The organism is Serratia sp. ASV30, from assembly GCF_016428815.1.
Classification (GTDB): Bacteria; Pseudomonadota; Gammaproteobacteria; order Enterobacterales; family Enterobacteriaceae; genus Chania; species Chania fonticola_C.
This window is the reverse complement of sequence record NZ_JAELTL010000010.1, coordinates 73,022-88,774: the sequence shown is the minus strand read 5'-3', so window position 1 is coordinate 88,774 and position 15,753 is coordinate 73,022. Positions and strand designations below refer to the sequence as shown.

Annotated in this window: 16 protein-coding genes; 10 read left to right on the top strand and 6 right to left on the bottom strand. The window is 55.0% G+C overall.

The window, feature by feature from the left end; translation table 11 throughout:
* The first annotated feature begins 12 nt into the window (after nt 1-12).
* From hslU to rraA, 3 genes are all read left to right on the top strand, one after another.
* Nucleotides 13-1,347: an HslU--HslV peptidase ATPase subunit gene (gene hslU, locus JHD74_RS06640; RefSeq protein WP_024482876.1), complete on the top strand. Its 1,335-nt coding sequence runs from the start codon at nt 13-15 to the stop codon at nt 1,345-1,347.
* A gap of 97 nt (nt 1,348-1,444) precedes the next feature.
* Complete coding sequence (locus tag JHD74_RS06635) at nt 1,445-2,362, top strand: 1,4-dihydroxy-2-naphthoate polyprenyltransferase (RefSeq protein ID WP_024527907.1); 918 nt, start codon at nt 1,445-1,447, stop codon at nt 2,360-2,362.
* 104 nt (nt 2,363-2,466) lie between these two features.
* On the top strand, nt 2,467-2,952 hold the full coding sequence (rraA, locus tag JHD74_RS06630; RefSeq protein ID WP_021181888.1) for a ribonuclease E activity regulator RraA: 486 nt from the start codon (nt 2,467-2,469) through the stop codon (nt 2,950-2,952).
* A 54-nt stretch (nt 2,953-3,006) separates the two neighbouring features.
* On the opposite strand, the gene zapB is transcribed toward rraA, so the two are convergent.
* Nucleotides 3,007-3,246 (bottom strand): septal ring assembly protein ZapB, encoded by a 240-nt coding sequence (gene zapB / locus JHD74_RS06625; protein WP_021181887.1) that lies wholly within the window; start codon nt 3,244-3,246, stop codon nt 3,007-3,009.
* 521 nt (nt 3,247-3,767) lie between these two features.
* Between zapB and JHD74_RS06620 the strand changes: the two genes are divergently transcribed.
* The 3 genes from JHD74_RS06620 to glpX all read left to right on the top strand — a co-directional run bounded on the left by JHD74_RS06620 (nt 3,768) and on the right by glpX (nt 7,296).
* Complete coding sequence (locus tag JHD74_RS06620) at nt 3,768-4,613, top strand: MIP/aquaporin family protein (RefSeq protein WP_199062170.1); 846 nt, start codon at nt 3,768-3,770, stop codon at nt 4,611-4,613.
* Nucleotides 4,614-4,656: 43 nt separating this feature from the next.
* On the top strand, nt 4,657-6,165 hold the full coding sequence (gene glpK / locus JHD74_RS06615) for a glycerol kinase GlpK (RefSeq protein ID WP_074029938.1): 1,509 nt from the start codon (nt 4,657-4,659) through the stop codon (nt 6,163-6,165).
* Nucleotides 6,166-6,285: 120 nt separating this feature from the next.
* Nucleotides 6,286-7,296 (top strand): class II fructose-bisphosphatase, encoded by a 1,011-nt coding sequence (glpX, locus tag JHD74_RS06610; protein WP_199062167.1) that lies wholly within the window; start codon nt 6,286-6,288, stop codon nt 7,294-7,296.
* A gap of 33 nt (nt 7,297-7,329) precedes the next feature.
* Here glpX and emrD read toward each other — a convergent pair whose 3' ends face one another.
* Nucleotides 7,330-8,514 carry a multidrug efflux MFS transporter EmrD gene (gene emrD / locus JHD74_RS06605; RefSeq protein WP_024527903.1) on the bottom strand — a complete coding sequence of 395 codons (1,185 nt, stop codon included), beginning with the start codon at nt 8,512-8,514 and terminating at the stop codon, nt 7,330-7,332.
* Nucleotides 8,515-8,822: 308 nt separating this feature from the next.
* Here emrD and JHD74_RS06600 point away from each other — a divergent pair, with 308 nt between their 5' ends.
* Both JHD74_RS06600 and fpr read left to right on the top strand, forming a co-directional pair.
* Complete coding sequence (locus JHD74_RS06600) at nt 8,823-9,446, top strand: metalloregulator ArsR/SmtB family transcription factor (protein ID WP_021807227.1); 624 nt, start codon at nt 8,823-8,825, stop codon at nt 9,444-9,446.
* A gap of 4 nt (nt 9,447-9,450) precedes the next feature.
* A complete protein-coding gene (gene fpr, locus JHD74_RS06595) occupies nt 9,451-10,197 on the top strand; it encodes a ferredoxin--NADP(+) reductase (protein WP_021181881.1) in 747 nt (248 codons plus the stop codon).
* A 1-nt stretch (nt 10,198) separates the two neighbouring features.
* On the opposite strand, the gene JHD74_RS06590 is transcribed toward fpr, so the two are convergent.
* Nucleotides 10,199-10,618 carry a DUF805 domain-containing protein gene (locus JHD74_RS06590; protein WP_021181880.1) on the bottom strand — a complete coding sequence of 140 codons (420 nt, stop codon included), beginning with the start codon at nt 10,616-10,618 and terminating at the stop codon, nt 10,199-10,201.
* A 195-nt stretch (nt 10,619-10,813) separates the two neighbouring features.
* Between JHD74_RS06590 and JHD74_RS06585 the strand changes: the two genes are divergently transcribed.
* Both JHD74_RS06585 and tpiA read left to right on the top strand, forming a co-directional pair.
* Complete coding sequence (locus JHD74_RS06585) at nt 10,814-11,401, top strand: DUF1454 family protein (protein ID WP_024527902.1); 588 nt, start codon at nt 10,814-10,816, stop codon at nt 11,399-11,401.
* Between the two features lie 127 nt (nt 11,402-11,528).
* Entirely contained in the window at nt 11,529-12,296 is a 768-nt protein-coding gene (gene tpiA / locus JHD74_RS06580; protein ID WP_024482884.1) for a triose-phosphate isomerase, read from the top strand.
* Nucleotides 12,297-12,361: 65 nt separating this feature from the next.
* On the opposite strand, the gene JHD74_RS06575 is transcribed toward tpiA, so the two are convergent.
* The 3 genes from JHD74_RS06575 to fieF all read right to left on the bottom strand — a co-directional run bounded on the left by JHD74_RS06575 (nt 12,362) and on the right by fieF (nt 15,712).
* Nucleotides 12,362-13,351, bottom strand: a complete 990-nt coding sequence (locus tag JHD74_RS06575) for a sulfate ABC transporter substrate-binding protein (protein ID WP_074029934.1) — start codon at nt 13,349-13,351, stop codon at nt 12,362-12,364.
* Nucleotides 13,352-13,613: 262 nt separating this feature from the next.
* Nucleotides 13,614-14,576: a 6-phosphofructokinase gene (gene pfkA / locus JHD74_RS06570; RefSeq protein ID WP_024527901.1), complete on the bottom strand. Its 963-nt coding sequence runs from the start codon at nt 14,574-14,576 to the stop codon at nt 13,614-13,616.
* Between the two features lie 233 nt (nt 14,577-14,809).
* Complete coding sequence (fieF, locus tag JHD74_RS06565) at nt 14,810-15,712, bottom strand: CDF family cation-efflux transporter FieF (protein WP_071683735.1); 903 nt, start codon at nt 15,710-15,712, stop codon at nt 14,810-14,812.
* Nucleotides 15,713-15,753 lie beyond the last annotated feature (41 nt).

Sequence of the window (15,753 nt, the reverse complement as noted above, 5' to 3'; positions counted from 1 at the left end):
GGATCGAATACCATGTCTGAAATGACCCCGCGCGAGATCGTCAGCGAACTGGACAGCTACATCATCGGCCAAAACAAAGCCAAACGTGCTGTCGCCATTGCCCTGCGTAACCGCTGGCGCCGGATGCAGCTCAACGAGATGCTGCGTCACGAAGTGACCCCAAAAAATATTCTGATGATCGGCCCAACCGGCGTCGGTAAAACCGAGATCGCCCGTCGTCTGGCAAAACTGGCCAACGCTCCCTTCATCAAGGTAGAAGCCACCAAGTTCACCGAAGTGGGCTATGTGGGTAAGGAAGTGGACTCTATCATCCGCGATCTGACCGATGCCGCCGTGAAAATGGTGCGTCTGCAATCGATCGAGAAAAACCGCACCCGTGCGGAAGAGATGGCAGAAGAACGCATTCTTGACGTGCTGATCCCACCGGCCAAGAACAACTGGGGCCAGGCAGAAGAGCAGAATGAACCTTCTGCCGCTCGCCAGGCATTCCGTAAGAAACTGCGTGAAGGCCAGTTGGACGATAAAGAAATCGAAATCGATCTGGCTTCTGCCCCGATGGGCGTGGAAATCATGGCGCCTCCGGGCATGGAAGAGATGACCAACCAGCTGCAATCGATGTTCCAAAACCTCGGTGGGCAGAAGCAGAAACCGCGTAAAGTGAAGATCAAGGAAGCCTTCAAGCTGCTGATCGAAGAAGAAGCGGCCAAGCTGGTCAACCCGGAAGAGCTGAAAGAGCAGGCGGTGGAAGCCGTTGAGCAGCACGGTATCGTGTTTATCGATGAGATCGACAAAATCTGTAAGCGCAGCGGCCAGAGCTCCGGCCCGGACGTGTCCCGCGAGGGCGTCCAACGCGATTTGCTGCCGCTGGTGGAAGGCTGTACGGTATCCACCAAGCACGGCATGGTGAAGACCGATCACATTCTGTTTATCGCCTCCGGTGCGTTCCAGACTGCCAGCCCTTCCGACCTAATCCCGGAACTGCAAGGCCGTCTGCCAATCCGCGTTGAGCTGCAAGCGCTGACCACGGAAGATTTTGAACGTATCCTGACCGAGCCAAGTGCGTCGCTTACCGAGCAGTACAAAGCGTTGATGGCCACCGAAGGCGTCACCATCGATTTCACCGCTGACGGTATCCGCCGCATCGCTGAAGCCGCCTGGCAGGTTAACGAAAGCACCGAAAACATCGGCGCACGTCGTCTGCACACCGTGCTGGAGCGTCTGATGGAAGATATTTCGTACGATGCGAGTGAAATTGGCGGCCAATCCATTACAATTGACGCGGAATACGTGCGCAATCATCTGGATGAACTGGTAGCGGATGAAGATCTGAGTCGTTTTATCCTATAATCGCTCTATCACTGTCCTGTCAGTTATCTTTGTGGGAGGCATTGCCTCCCACATTTATTTTTAACGGACACCGTCTTTTGACTTACTGAAGCGAAATATGAGCTCATCAACCACCACCACCCCGGCCAGAGCCTGGCTGGAAAGTTTACGACCACGAACCCTGCCATTGGCCTTTGCCTCCATCGTTGTCGGTTCCGCGATCGCCGCCTGGCAGGGCAGCCTGAAGCCCGGCGTGGCGCTGTTGGCTCTGCTGACCGCAGGTCTGCTGCAGATCCTATCCAACCTGGCCAACGATTACGGTGATGCGGTAAAAGGCAGCGATAAAGAAGACCGTATCGGTCCGTTGCGCGGCATGCAAAAGGGCATGATCACCCAAAGCCAGATGAAACGGGCCTTGATGCTGACGGTGGTGCTGATCGCCATTTCCGGTTGCTGGCTAATCGCCGTCGCCTGTGAAAAACCCAGCGATGTGGTGGGCTTCCTGGTGCTGGGCGGGCTAGCGATTGTCGCGGCCATTACCTACACCGTGGGCACCAAACCTTACGGTTATCTCGGGCTGGGCGATATTTCGGTATTGGTGTTTTTCGGCTGGCTCAGCGTGGCAGGCACTTACTATCTACAGACTCACACTTTCGATAGCGTCGTGATGTTGCCAGCCACCGCCTGTGGCCTGCTCGCGGCGGCGGTGTTGAACATCAATAATCTGCGCGATATCGAAAGTGACCGCGCTAACGGCAAAAATACCCTGGCCGTCCGCCTTGGGCCACAGAATGCGCGCTATTACCACGCAACGCTGCTGATCGCCGCCGTGGTCTGTTTTGCCCTGTTTACCCTGCTTAACCTGCATAGCCTATGGGGCTGGCTGTTTGTGTTGGCCATCCCGCTGCTGTACCGCCACGGCATGCGTGTCTTACGTGACCCTACGGCCGTCGGTATGCGCCCGATGCTGGAACATATGGTCAAGGCCGCTTTGCTCGCCAACGTGCTATTTGCAATTGGCGTGGTGCTCAGTTAGTTGAGACTTGCGTACCAGAACGCATCCTGGCACTGATGATTTTGCCAACGGGGCGAATAAAGGGATATACTGGTTATTCCAGCGGCAAACAGACGTAAAATCCTATGAAATACGATACTTCCGAACTTTGCGATATCTATCAGGAAGAGGTCAACGTAGTTGAGCCTCTGTTCTCCAACTTTGGCGGGCGTACTTCATTTGGCGGGCAAATCACTACGGTGAAATGCTTCGAGGATAACGGCCTGCTGTTTGAACTGCTCGAAGAAAACGGCCGTGGCCGCGTATTAGTGATCGACGGCGGCGGCTCAGTACGCCGTGCCCTGATTGACGCGGAGCTGGCCCGTCTGGCGACTCAGAACGAATGGGAAGGCATCGTGGTTTACGGTGCGGTGCGCCAGGTGGACGATCTGGAAGAACTGGACATCGGCATTCAGGCGATGGCCGCGATCCCGGTAGGAGCCACCAGCGAAGCGATAGGCGAAAGTGATATCCGCGTGAATTTTGGCGGTGTTACCTTCTTCTCTGGCGATCATCTGTATGCCGACAACACCGGCATCATCCTTTCTGAAGATCCGCTCGATATCGAGTAACCGCAGAAAATGACAAAGGGCGCCTGAGGCGCCCTTTTCGTTGGTGCGAATGGATCAGACTTCTTCCATTTTACCCAGCAATGCGCGCAGGCGATCTTGCCACACGTGCTGCTCTTCTTTCAGCTGCTGGTTTTCACGGACCAGTGACTCGTGGTTACCCGCAGCGCTCTGAACTTCCTGAGACAGGGAATTGTTTTTCTCTTTCAGCTCTTCAATTTCCATCTGCAACAGCGTGATGGTATCGATCGCCTGCTGAACTTTTGCTTCCAGTTTTTCAAATACTTCAAATGACATTCTTCAGTCCCCTCATGATAGCAAGGCGTACATCCATAAGTAGCGCCGCAACCTTAGCTGCAGCGACTGCGAATATGCTCGCGTAACCAACAGGCCCAGCGCCTGTCTCGATAAAACCTTTCCCGCAATAAAAACGATTGTAAGTAGCCAGCCCCCCAGTGTCTAGCAACATACCGACCCAACGCGCACTCTGTTGCAATTTTCCTACCGTGGCTATCGGTCAAAGCTGAAAGTCGCCGCTGCCCAACGGCAGGGTTGTTAACAAATAGAGACAAAATAACTGGTCAGATCACCGTTTTATGGTGCAGAAAGAACACCGAACAACGCGAATTCGCTCAATTTTATGACGAGGCACACACATTTTGATTTCGCTATTTCTCGTTTATGCTCGTTAACGATAAATTTACATCACGTCCTCAGCCGATAAGAGGACGTGAAGAAAAACTCTGTAGCTCAGGGCCAAAACGCCAACGCGCCAAGCCTAGATAACCTATAACCGTCGTCTGCAGGACAATAATATTATGAGCCAAACCATCAGTCCGACCTTAAAAGGCCAGTGCATCGCTGAATTCCTCGGCACCGGTCTGTTGATTTTCTTTGGCGTAGGCTGTGTTGCAGCGCTGAAACTGGCAGGTGCCAGCTTCGGCCAGTGGGAAATCAGCATCATTTGGGGCCTGGGGGTGGCGATGGCCATCTATCTGACCGCCGCCATTTCCGGTGCTCACCTGAACCCGGCCGTCACGCTCGCGCTGTGGCTGTTCGCCTGCTTTGATGGACGCAAAGTACTTCCTTACATCGTTGCGCAGATTGCGGGGGCCTTTTGCGCGGCAGCACTGGTCTACGGGCTGTATTACAGTCTGTTCTTCGATTTTGAAGCCGCCCACCAGATGGTGCGTGGCAGCAATGAAAGCCTCGAATTGGCCGGTATTTTCTCGACGTATCCCAACGCACATATCTCCGTTGGCCAGGCCTTCCTGGTAGAAACCGTGATCACCGCCATCCTGATGTGCCTGATCCTGGCTCTGACCGATGACGGCAACGGCATTCCACGCGGCCCGCTGGCACCGCTGTTGATCGGTATTCTGATTGCCGTCATCGGTGCCTCTATGGGACCATTAACCGGCTTTGCACTGAACCCGGCACGTGACTTCGGCCCGAAACTGTTCGCCTATCTGGCAGGCTGGGGCAAGGTAGCCTTCACCGGCGCTCGCGACATCCCTTACTTCCTGGTGCCAGTCTTCGGCCCTATCGTCGGTGCCGGTTTGGGTGCCTTTGGTTACCGCGCGCTGATCGGTCGCCATCTGCCTTGTGACGTTTGCCTCGAAGAAGAGCAACCTGCCCCTCAATCAGAACAACGTAAAGCGTGATTGGCACGGCTTTAAACGGTTAACCACAGTAGGACTCAAAATTATGACAACCGAAAAAAAATACATTGTCGCCCTCGACCAGGGAACCACCAGTTCACGTGCCGTAGTGCTCGATCACGATGCCAATATTGTTGCGGTTTCACAGCGTGAATTTACGCAGATCTATCCGAAGGCCGGCTGGGTAGAACACGACCCGATGGAAATCTGGTCCTCACAAAGTTCCACCTTGGTCGAAGTGCTGGCCAAGGCCGATATAAGTTCTGACCAGATCGCTGGCATCGGCATCACCAACCAGCGTGAAACCACCATCGTCTGGGAAAAAGAGACCGGTAAACCGATTTATAACGCGATCGTCTGGCAGTGCCGCCGCACCGCCGACATCTGTGAAAAACTCAAGCGTGATGGCTTGGAAGAGTATATCCGCCACAATACCGGCCTGGTGGTCGACCCTTACTTCTCCGGTACCAAGGTCAAATGGATCCTCGACCACGTCGAAGGCGCGCGCGAACGTGCCAAGCGCGGTGAACTGCTGTTTGGTACCGTCGACACCTGGCTGGTGTGGAAGATGACCCAAGGGCGGGTTCACGTGACCGACTACACCAACGCCTCGCGTACCATGATGTTCAACATCCATGAGCTGGACTGGGACGATCGTATGCTGGAAGCGCTGGATATCCCGCGCGCCATGCTGCCAAACGTCCGTCCTTCTTCCGAAGTGTATGGCCAGACCAACATCGGGGGTAAAGGCGGGACGCGTATTCCTATCGCCGGGATCGCCGGTGACCAGCAGGCGGCGCTGTATGGCCAACTCTGCGTCCAGCCGGGTATGGCGAAAAACACCTACGGCACCGGCTGCTTCCTGTTGATGAATACCGGCAAAGAGGCCGTGCGTTCCAACCACGGCCTGCTGACTACCATCGCCTGCGGCCCACGCGGTGAAGTGAACTATGCGCTGGAAGGTGCGGTATTTATTGGCGGCGCCTCTATCCAGTGGCTGCGCGACGAGCTGAAACTGATCAGCGATGCCGCCGACTCCGAATACTTCGCGACCAAGGTCAAAGACAGCAATGGCGTCTACGTGGTTCCCGCCTTTACCGGCCTGGGTGCCCCCTACTGGGACCCGTATGCCCGTGGCGCCATCTTCGGCCTGACCCGTGGCGTCAACAGCAACCACATCATCCGCGCCACGCTGGAGTCTATCGCCTACCAGACTCGCGACGTGCTGGATGCCATGCAAGCCGATGCCAATACCCGTCTGCAAGCACTGCGTGTGGATGGTGGTGCGGTAGCCAACAACTTCCTGATGCAGTTCCAGTCCGATATCCTCGGCACCCGTGTCGAGCGTCCTGAAGTGCGTGAAGTGACAGCGTTGGGCGCAGCCTTCCTGGCCGGGTTGGCGATTGGCTACTGGAACGATCTGGATGAGGTGAAGAGCAAAGCCACCATCGAGCGTGAATTCCGCCCAGGTATCGAAACTACCGAGCGTAACTTCCGCTATAGCGGCTGGAAAAAGGCCGTGGCTCGTGCGCAAGCCTGGGAAGATCACGACTGATTCGTTTTACTCTGCAACAGCGCTGCCTACGGGCAGCGTTTTTTTGCCTCGCCCTGCCGCCTCCCCCCTGTGATAAACTTTGCCGATATTCTCTTCCCTTTACTCACTGACAGGTTTGCCATGAAACGTGAATTAGCCATCGAATTTTCCCGCGTTACCGAAGCCGCCGCACTTGCGGGTTATAAATGGTTGGGACGCGGCGACAAAAACGCCGCCGACGGTGCCGCCGTCAATGCCATGCGCATTATGCTCAACAGGGTGGATATCGATGGCCGGATCGTGATCGGTGAAGGTGAGATTGATGAAGCTCCGATGCTGTATATCGGTGAAAACGTCGGCACCGGGATTGGCGATGCGGTGGATATCGCCGTCGATCCCATCGAAGGCACGCGCATGACCGCAATGGGGCAATCCAATGCGCTGGCAGTCCTGGCGGTAGGCGATCGCGGCACCTTCCTGCACGCTCCTGATATGTACATGGAAAAACTGGTCGTCGGCCCGCAGGCGCGTGGAGTGATCGACCTCAACTTGCCGCTAGCCACCAACCTGAACAACATCGCGGCCCGCCTAGGTAAGCCACTGACTGAGCTGACTGTGATCACTCTGGCTAAACCACGCCACGATGCAGTGATCGCAGAAATGCAGCAGCTCGGGGTGAAGGTTTTCGCTATTCCCGACGGTGATGTCGCCGCGTCGATCCTGACCTGTATGCCGGAAAGCGAAGTGGATGTGATGTACGGCATCGGTGGCGCACCGGAAGGCGTGATCTCCGCGGCGGTGATCCGTGCGCTGGATGGCGATATGCAAGCCCGCCTGCTGGCTCGTCATCAGGTCAAAGGGGATAACGAAGATAATCGCCGTATCGGCGAGCAGGAGCTGGCCCGCTGTAAAGAAATGGGCATCGAAGCCGGTAAGGTGTTGGTGCTGGATGAAATGGCGCGCAACGATAACGTGATCTTTGCCGCGACGGGCATCACCAAGGGCGATCTGCTGGAGGGCATCAGCCGCAAAGGTAATATGGCCACCACCGAAACCCTGTTAATCCGGGGCAAATCGCGCACTATCCGCCGCATCCGTTCGACCCACTATCTGGATCGCAAAGACGCAGCGCTGCACGAATTCCTGCTTTAACGCCTAGGGGGCGCAGAGCGCGCCCCGTCTCTATCAGGCGGTATGTCCCTGATGCTGCATACGGCTCGATAGCGGCCACCAGCACAGCAAAATCAGCAACGCCATGGCAAACATCAGCAAGCCAAGGCTGAACTGCCCGGTTTGCGGCAGCATGGCTGACAGCCAGGTCGCCAGGCCAGACCCCATATTCTGCATACCACCCACCAGGGCACCCGCCGCCCCGGCCAGGTAAGGGAATGGCTCCATCGCACCGGTGGTCGCCAGGGGGAATAGCATCCCGGCACCAAAGAAGAACAACGCCGCAGGCACGATCAGCGTCCAGATATTCATCACCCCGAACCAGCCAGGGATCCACATCATCAGGCCGGCCAACAGGCAACTGATCACCGAATGCCACATCAGGCTGTGGAAGGTTTTGCCATCACGCCCGGCATACCAGGCTCCAAAGAACGCAGCCGGGATCGGCAGGATAAACAGGATACTGACGGTCAACCCGCTCAGGCCCAACACTCCCCCCATCAACACGCCACAGCTGGCTTCAAAGACGGCGATACCGGCCAGAGCGCCGATCAACATCACCAGATAGCAGCTGAAAGTGCCATCCGCCAACAGTTGGCGGAAGCTGGAGAACATACGGCGTTTTTCCGTCTGCTGCGGCCGGGTTTCCGGCAACCAACGGAACATGGCAAACGCTACACTGGCGCACAACACCAGCAGGAAGCCATAACAAGCCCGCCAACCAAACATCATCGCCAACCCCCCGCCAATTACCGGAGCCAACAGCGGGCTGACCAGAATGCCCATATTCAGCAGGCTATTGGCGTAGCGTAGGGAAGTGCCCGCATACAAGTCGCGCGGCATGGTTCTGGCCATCACGCCCGCCACGCCGGTGCCCATCCCTTGAACCGCGCTGGCAGCCACCAACATCGATAGACTGTTGGCCAGCAAAGCGCCCAAGGCGCCGAGCAGGAAAATCATCATGCCAGCCAGGATCACCGGGCGGCGGCCAATGCGATCGGAAAGCGGTCCGTAGATCAACTGTGAGAAACCATAGGTCAGCAGGTAAGCCGCCATGACGCGCTGCACTGAGCCGGAGGGCACCGAGAGATCGCGGGCAATATCGGCGATAATCGGCACATAAATGGTTTGCGCCATCTGACCGACGGCAACCAGCAGGATCAGCATCACCAGCAGGTGGAAGTTCTCAATTTTTCTCATTATCTTCATTAGCTTATTCAGTGTTGCGACACTCAACCCCGCCCAATAACCCAGGGGGAACCACAGAGCAGCTTCTCAGCGTCGCATAAGCTAACAAATCTAATTTTTTTAGCGAGTTTCAGACAAATATAGATCGCCGTCACACTGGCATCTATCGCTACCAGTCTCGTAAATCAAACTGTACGTATCTGTTGTCATAACGGGAAAGAGTTAAAAATGATAAACTTGCATCAGATTAGCTTTAACACTTAATCGATAATTATTTCCATCAACTTGAAATAAGATACCGCCACAGGGATTTGGGTTTTATGAAAACACCAGAGCTGATTTTATTGCAGTTAAAAACCTTGGGTCCTCATTCTGCCAAAATGCTGGCAGAGCGGCTGGAAATCACGCCGATGGGGATCCGCCAGCATCTGCAATCCCTTGAACAACGTGAGCTGGTTTGCTACGAGGAAACGCGCGCCAAAGTAGGCCGCCCGACGCGTTACTGGTCTTTGACCCAACAGGGCCATGCCCAGTTTGCCGACGGACACGATCGGCTTTCGGCGATCCTGCTGGAGTCAGCACATGAGCTGTTCGGTGCCGAAGGCATAGAAAAGCTGATCCGTGCTCGCGAGGATAAACTCTATCACCGGTACGCCGATGAGCTGGCAGAGGAAGAAGACCATCTCAGCAAGCTCAATCGCCTGGTTAACCTACGCCAGCGTGACGGCTACATGGCGGAACTGTTGGAAAGCCCGCAGGGGATGTTGCTGGTGGAAAACCACTGCCCAATCGGCGTGGCGGCCCATACTTGCAGCAACCTGTGCAACTCCGAACTGCAACTGTTCCACCGCCTGTTTGGTAAAGGCTACCGGATAGAACGTACCGCGCATGCCATCTCCGGCTCACGACATTGTGCTTATTTGATCCGACCACGGGAGCGTTAAAAGTATGGCTGAATGGGTTAACGGCAAAGTGACAGGGGTACAACATTGGACCGATGGCTTGTTCAGCATCACCGTCAATGCCCCGATCGACAGTTTCACCGCAGGGCAGTTTGCCAAGCTGTCACTAGAAATAGACGGCGAGCGCGTTCAGCGTGCCTATTCTTACGTTAATGCCCCCAGCGATCCTAACCTGGAGTTTTATCTGGTCACAGTGCCAGAAGGAAAACTCAGCCCAAGCCTCCATCAGTTGCAGCCCGGAGCGGAGGTGATGGTCACCAAAGAAGCCGCCGGATTCTTTGTGCTCGAAGAAGTGCCAGACTGCGATACCTTATGGATGCTGGCGACCGGCACCGCCATCGGCCCTTATCTGTCGATCCTGCAAGAAGGCAAAGATCTGGATCGCTTCAACAACCTGGTATTGGTGCACGCCGCACGATTTGCTCGCGATCTCAGCTACCTGCCGCTGATGCAGCAGCTGCAACAGCGTTTTAACGGCAAACTACGCATTCAAACCGTGGTCAGCCGCGAAGAAGTAGCTGGCTCATTGACCGGGCGCGTTCCGGCTCTGCTGGAGGATGGGCGGCTGGAAGCGGCGGTTGGTTTGACCCTGGATGCCGAAACCAGCCATGTGATGCTGTGCGGCAACCCGCAGATGGTGCGAGATACCCAGCAAACGCTGAAAGAGAAGTACCAGATGCGCAAACATCTGCGCCGCAAGCCGGGCCATATCACCAGCGAGCATTACTGGTAGTTCAGCGGAATTTTACCGGTTCGGCCTCTGGCCCGAATCGGTTATCCCCTGGGGTGCCAAGAAAAGCCCCCAGATCGATCGCCATCATCACCACAATCAGCGTCGGAATAAAACGCCCCACGCCCCACTGCCAGACCGGCGCCAACATCTGCCAGTTACCAGCCGCCAATATCCACGCCAGGATCAACAGCAACGCCCACCAGCCCTTTTTATTACGATCGTGCAGGCGCTTGACCAGCACCGCCGCCGTTGGCCACAACAGCGCCACGATGCAAAAGGCGATGGTTTGGATCGCTACCACATCGTAGTTGGCCAGCGTGAAAGCCACCGCCATCAGCACCACCCAGACTGCCATCCAGATCCAGAAGTCGCGCCGCCCGATACGGCCCTTAAAGGAAAAACACCATTGCTGTAAGCTCATCGATTCATGCACTCTTGGCCTGCCCATATTCTGCGCCGCAGTGTAACATAGGCCATACCGGGTTGAGCTAGCCCCGGCAAAACGCAAACCATCGCACCGCCTTGCGTCAGCAAACGACAATCACGAGGAATTTTTGACAATTCACCCGGGTTATCGTTTTAATCGGAGTCATCTTTGTTACCGATGCCGTATACCATGCTGAAAAAAATCATCGTTATAGCCTGCCTGTGTTTCCCTATCGGCAGTGCTTGGGCCGATCCACCGGATACGCCTACCGAAGCTCCGGCGAACGCGCCCTATTTACTGGCTGGCGCGCCCACCTTCGATCTGACGGTGGTGCAATTTCGCGAAAAATACAACCGCGACAACCCAACGCTGCCAATTGGTGAGTTTCGCGTCGTCCCCTCCAGAGAGGATGACTCTCCTTTACTGACCCGCGCAGCCAGCAAGATTAACGAAAACCTGTACGCCTCTACCGCACTGGAAAAAGGCACCGGTAAGATTAAAACCATGCAGATTACCCATTTACTGTTGCAGGATGGCGAAGAAAAAGCGGCCAAAGCCATCGCGGTGAACTACATGGCGGCCCTGAGCCGACAGTTTGAACCGACACTCACCGTGGAAGAAAGCATTATCAAGGTGAACAACCTGCTGGAAAAAGGCAAAGGCTCCTACTTCTACCAGCAACAGGTCGGGGCAATACGCTATGTGGTGGCAGATAACGGCGATAAGGGGGTAACCTTCGCCGTTGAACCGATTAAGCTAACGCTATCTGAACCCTGATACCCCAGCAATTAATGACAAAAAGCAAAGCCTTTGCACTGATTCATCTCTATACTGTTGGGCAGGTAAACTGCCTGTCCGGCAGTTGTCATTTAGACTCTCGCGTCCCCTTTTTGGAGGAAAACACATGCGTCATCCATTAGTAATGGGTAACTGGAAGCTTAACGGCAGCGTTCACATGGTTAACGAACTGATCGCCGCCTTGCGTAAAGAACTGAGCAGCGTTGACGGTTGTGGCGTTGCCATCGCACCTCCAGTCATGTATCTGGATCTGGCCAAGCACGAACTGGGCGGCAGCCGCATCGCACTGGGCGCACAGAACGTCGACATCAACCTGTCTGGCGCCTTCACCGGTGAAGTTTCTGCCACCATGCTCAAAGACGTGGGTGCTGAATACATCATCATCGGCCACTCAGAGCGCCGTACCTATCACAAAGAAACCGACGCCGCGATCGCAGAGAAATTTGCCGTGTTGAAAGCCGCTGGCCTGATCCCAGTGCTGTGCATCGGTGAAACCGAAGCAGAAAACGAAGCGGGTAAAACCGAAGAAGTTTGTGCGCGCCAGATCGACGCCGTGCTGAAAACCCAGGGCGCTGAAGCGTTCAAAGGCACCGTCATCGCTTATGAGCCAGTGTGGGCTATCGGTACCGGTAAATCTGCCACCCCAGCGCAAGCTCAGGCAGTACACAAATTTATCCGTGACCATATCGCCAAGCAAGACGCTGCAGTGGCAGCCGAAGTGATCATCCAGTACGGCGGTTCCGTGAACGATAAGAACGCCGCAGAGCTGTTTGCTCAGCCAGACATCGACGGCGCGCTGGTTGGCGGCGCATCGCTGAAAGCTGACGCTTTCGCCGTGATCGTCAAAGCCGCTGCCCAAGCGAAAAAAGCCTGATTTCATCCGGCCTGAAATAAAAAAACCCCGGCTTGCCGGGGTTTTTTATGGCTCACAGATGGCGATCAGCGCTTGCTGATTTCGTCAAAGATCCCGCCGGTAGCAAAGTGCACCTTCTGCGCTTCAGTCCAACCGCCAAAAGTATCATCCACGGTGAACAGCTTCAGTTTTGGGAACTGCTCGGCGAATTTGGCTGCAACGGCTGCATCACGCGGACGGTAGTAGTTGTTGGCCGCAATAGTCTGACCTTCCGGGGAATACAGATACTTCAGGTAAGCCGTGGCCACATCACGGGTGCCACGTTTATCAACGACCTTGTCCACCACAGATACCGTCGGTTCGGCCAGAATGGATTCGCTCGGAGTGATGATTTCAAATTTGTCTTTACCCAGCTCTTTTTCTGCCAGCAAGGCTTCGTTTTCCCAAGCGATCAGCACATCACCGATGCCGCGCTCAACGAAGGTATTGGTTGCGCCACGTGCGCCGGAATCCAGCACTTCCACATTGCGGTACAGCTCTTTAACGAACTCCTGAGCCTTGGCTTTATCACCACCGTTCTGGTGCAGGGCATAACCCCAGGCAGCCAGATAGTTCCAACGGGCACCGCCAGAGGTTTTCGGGTTCGGTGTAATAACCGACACGCCGGGCTTCACCAGATCAGCCCAATCATGGATCTGTTTTGGGTTGCCTTTACGCACCAGGAAAACGATGGTCGAGGTATAAGGTGCTGAGTTGTCTGGCAGGCGCTTGATCCACGCTTTATCAATACGGCCACGTTCGGCAATGGCGTCCACGTCGTATGCCAGCGCCAGCGTGACCACATCCGCTTCGATGCCATTAATCACCGAGGTCGCCTGCTTGCCTGAACCGCCATGTGACTGACGCACGGTAACCTTATCGCCAGTCTGCTGCTGCCAATACTGACCAAACGCCGTGTTATATTCCTGGTAGAACTCACGCGTTGGATCGTATGAGACGTTCAGCAGTTGAATATCTTTCGCCATGGCACTCGATGCCAACAGCAGTAAAGTCAGACCCACACCCCATTTTTGCATTGCCGTTCCCCCAGAAAATGACGCAACCTCAAGCGGTTGATTTAGCATCAAAGCCTGCCAGAAACTTCCCTCACAATTAAAGAATAAAAAATGTGGTACTAGACCATTCTGGAATATAGCGATGACAGACGAAAAAAAGCCTCCCAAACGGAGGCTCTAGATTGATGACCAAGTGCCAATGCGGCTGAACTTGTAGAGGCGAACATGTTCGCCCGAAGGGGCGCCGTATATACCGCGCCCGCTTAGCAGCATCAGGGGCGGATTAGTACAGCTTTTTCGCCGTTTCCAACCAGTCACCTTTGAACGGACGCTTCATGTTTTCGATCGCGTCAACGATGTCGTGGTGCACCATCTTCTCGTTCTGGATCCCTACACAACGGCCACCGTAACCTTGCAGCAGCAGGTCGATGGAGTACGCGCCCATGCGAGAAGCCAGAATACGGTCATAGGCAACCGGTGAACCACCACGCTGGATGTGGCCCAATACGGTAGCACGGGTTTCACGCTTGGTTTCCTGCTCGATGTGGCGCGCCAGTTCGTCGATGTCACAGATATGCTCGGTGATCGCCACGATGGCGTGCTTTTTACCTTTGGCAATACCGGCTTTGATTTCATTAACCAGATCGTCACGGCTGAATTCGATTTCCGGCAGGACGATAAATTCACAACCACCGGCAATGGCCGCCGCCAGGGTCAGGTCGCCACAGTAACGCCCCATCACTTCCACGATAGAGATACGTTGGTGTGATGAAGAGGTGTCGCGCAGACGGTCAATTGCTTCCACCACGGTTTCCAACGCGGTGAAGTAACCGATGGTGTAGTCGGTGCCTGCAACGTCGTTATCGATGGTGCCAGGCAAACCGATGCATGGGAAACCTTCTTCGGTCAGGCGTTTCGCCCCCATGTAGGAGCCGTCACCGCCGATGACCACCAGCGCATCAATGCCGCGGTTTTTCAGGTTTTCAATCGCCTTGGCGCGCACGCTGTCATCCCTGAACTCTGGAAAACGCGCAGAACCCAGGAAGGTGCCACCACGGTTGATCATGTCAGACACGCTATAGCGGTCTAATTGCTCCATGCGATCTTCGTACAAACCAAGGTAGCCATCGTAAATACCAAATACTTCCAGACCTTCTGTGAGCGCAGCACGCACAACGCCACGGATGGCAGCGTTCATACCTGGGGCGTCACCGCCACTCGTCAGTACACCGATTTTCTTGATCATGACTACCTCTGAACTGTAGATGCAATTTCTTAAGAATTCTGTATTCGCCGACTCACCGGGTATCTCTCCAACGGCGCAAAACCAGCTTTACGGCTTTTATTGCTGGATATTATAACAAAAACACCCAGCTGAATTGATTCAGGTCACGCAACATCAAGGAAAAAACTTCACATGGCACGGCGTGCTAACACCGTGATTTCTCAATCCACCCAACATTGACCTATGTCTGTTGATTATAGTTCCCAATGCCCCTGTCGGCCTTGAGGAACAACAGAGCAGGGATCCTGGTGAATAATCACGTCGGCCCCAGGGAAACGATGCAACAATGCCTGCTCCACCTGTTCTGCCAGAATATGCGCCTGCATCAACGGCAGGGTGTCTTCCATTTCCAAATGCAACTGGATAAACCGCGTTGGCCCAGACTGCCGCGTACGCAGATCGTGCGCACCTTTCACACCCGGCCACGACGATACCACATCGATAATTGCCTGACGCTCTTCATCCGGCAAGGCGCGATCCAGCAGGGACTGCACCGCCTCGTATCCCATACGCAGCGCGCTGTAGAGAATATAAACCCCAATGCCCAGGGCAAACAGCGCGTCCGCACGGTGAAATCCGTACCAGCTTAGCCCAAGTGCTATCAAAATAGCACCATTCATCATCACATCTGACTGATAATGCAGCATATCGGCCCGTACCGCCTGGCTGCGTGTTTTTCTGACCACCCAGCGCTGATAGGTCACCAGGATGAGAGTGCTAATCAACGCAATGATAGTCACTGCTACCCCTATACCCGGCGAATTCAGGGGCTGCGGAGAATACAGATGCTGGAAGCCGGTCAAGAACAGGAACAGGGCAGAACCGGAGATAAACATGCTTTGCGCCAGCGCCGCCAGCGACTCGGCCTTGCCATGGCCAAAGGTGTGCTCTTCATCAGCCGGCTGCAACGAGTAGCGTACCACCAGCAGGTTGGTTAACGATGCGGCAATATCCACCAACGAATCCACTAAAGCCGCCAACAGGCTGACCGATCCGGTGAGATACCAGGCAACGATCTTGATCAACAGTAGAACGGAGGCCATTCCGGTGGCGGCTAAAGCAGCGGACTGCACCAGCCGCGCATATTGCTGTTCCATAAAAAACCCCAACCAAAGTTTATGGGCTTTAGTATAACGGA